1 protein-coding gene is annotated in these 1,176 nt (G+C 72.7%); it reads left to right on the forward strand.

Annotation, left to right across the window (positions count from 1 at the left end; all coding sequences use genetic code 11):
• On the forward strand, positions 1–1,053 hold a 1,053-nt coding region (locus NS220_RS18920; protein ID WP_058625476.1), incomplete at its 5' end, for a glycoside hydrolase family 3 N-terminal domain-containing protein.
• Positions 1,054–1,176 lie beyond the last annotated feature (123 nt).

The following is a 1,176-nucleotide window of genomic DNA, read 5'->3' on the forward strand; positions in this document are numbered from 1 at the left end:
TCCCCGACGGAGACCCCCACCCCGACTCCCACCGCGGATCCGCTGGCCGGGATGAGCCTCGACGACAGAGTGGGACAGATGTTCATGGTGGGGACCTCGGTCGACGGGGCCGACCCGACGACCCTGGCGGCGGTCGCCGACGACCACATCGGCGGAATCTTCCTGCACGGACGGTCGGATGCCGGGGCTCAGGCGACGGCCTCGCTCGTGTCCACGTTCACCTCGGCGCAGGCCGCGGGGCAGCCGCTGCTGTGGGTGTCGACCGATCAGGAGGGCGGCGAGGTCCAGGTGCTGAGCGGCCCCGGGTTCGACGAGATCCCCTCCGCCGTCGATCAGGGGCAACAGGACGACGCGACCCTGCGCGGTAACGCGGCGACCTGGGGCGGGCAGCTCGCCCAGGCCGGCGTCAACATGAACCTCGCGCCCGTGGCCGACGTCGTCACGAGCCCCGAGACCGCGCAGAGCAACCCTCCGATCGGCCAGCTGGACCGCCAGTACGGCTACGACGGGGCGACCGTGGCGGCCAAGGCCGGCGCGTTCGCGTCCGGGATGCGCGACGGTGGGGTGCTGCCGACCTTCAAGCACCTCCCCGGCCTCGGGCACGTCGGCGACAACACCGACACGACCGCCGGGGTGACCGACGACTTCGTCACGGCCGACGGCGCCGACGTCGGCGTGTACGCGACGGTGGTGCCGGAAGGACCGGCGGTGGTCATGCTGTCGACGGCGATCTACGACAAGATCGACCCCTCGGCACCCGCGGCGTTCTCGCCCACCGTCGTCGGAGTGCTCCGCGACACCGTCGGCTTCGACGGCGTCGTGACCACCGACGACCTCTCGGCGGCGCAGCAGGTGCAGGCGTGGTCGCCCGCTGACCGCGCCACGCTCGCCATCGAGGCGGGGATCGACCTGCTGCTGGTGTCGGCGGACTCGTCGGTCTACCCGGAGATGCATCAGGCGGTGCTCGCGCGCGCGAAGAGCGACGCGGACTTCGCCGCGAAGGTGAACGCCGCCGTGACGCGAATTCTGGCGGCGAAGGCCGCGATGCCGTGAGCCCCCCCCCCCCCCCCGCCCCCCCCCCCAACCCCGCTCCTCCCCACCCCGCCGCCCCACGCCGCGCCCCCTCCTACACCACTCCCTGACCCCCCGACACCCGCACAACTCGATTAGCCACAA

Origin of the sequence: Microbacterium testaceum (assembly GCF_001476655.1) — a bacterium.
GTDB lineage: Bacteria > Actinomycetota > Actinomycetes > Actinomycetales > Microbacteriaceae > Microbacterium > Microbacterium testaceum_C.